The sequence below is a fragment of the Protofrankia sp. Cj3 genome (genome assembly GCF_917627355.1).
GTDB lineage: Bacteria > Actinomycetota > Actinomycetes > Frankiales > Frankiaceae > Protofrankia.
In genome coordinates this window covers 13,902-14,547 of sequence record NZ_CAKJTR010000110.1, presented here as the reverse complement: position 1 = coordinate 14,547, position 646 = coordinate 13,902, and the positions used below count along the sequence as shown (strand labels likewise).

The following is a 646-nucleotide window of genomic DNA, read 5'->3' as shown; positions in this document are numbered from 1 at the left end:
TATTGCCGGGCGCTCTTAGCCGGCTGACGACGAGAATCCGTCCGCGACGCTCAGTAACCACTGGCATGCGGCTGCTTCCCTACGCCACGATGGCCCGGATCACACCGCTGCCGGGTGGCTGCGAGGCCCACAGAAAAACCAGCGGAATGGAGCGTGCCAGCATGCCGGCTCGGGAGCAGCGTCGCGGACGGGCGATCGCGATGGCCCCCACCGAGGTCGACGCTTTCCTCGCGACGGAACGAACCTGCCGGGTCGCTACTCTCAGTAGCGATGGTCCGCATGTGGCCGCGCTGTGGTTCGTCTGGGACGGCGCGTCCCTGTGGCTGAACTCCGTCGTCCGCAGCCAGCGCTGGACCGACATCGGCCGCGATCCGCGGGTCGCCGTGGTCGTGGATGCCGGCGAGCAGTACCAGGAACTCCGGGGCGTCGAGATCAAGGGAACAGCCGAGCCGGTCGGGGACGTCCCGCGCACGGGCGCGCCCGATCCGGAACTCGCCGGGCCCGAGCGGCTGTTCGCCGGCAAGTACACCGGCCGCGACACGATGGCCCACGACGGCCGGCATGCCTGGCTACGGATCACTCCAAGCAAGATCACAAGCTGGGACTTCCGCAAACTGCCGGCCTGACATCCGCCCGCTACGGCCCA

The 646-nt window shown here is 68.9% G+C and carries 1 protein-coding gene; it reads left to right on the top strand.

Annotated elements, in window-relative coordinates:
* Nucleotides 1-161 precede the first annotated feature (161 nt).
* Nucleotides 162-626, top strand: a complete 465-nt coding sequence (locus MJ783_RS15255; RefSeq protein ID WP_239311110.1) for a pyridoxamine 5'-phosphate oxidase family protein — start codon at nt 162-164, stop codon at nt 624-626.
* Nucleotides 627-646 lie beyond the last annotated feature (20 nt).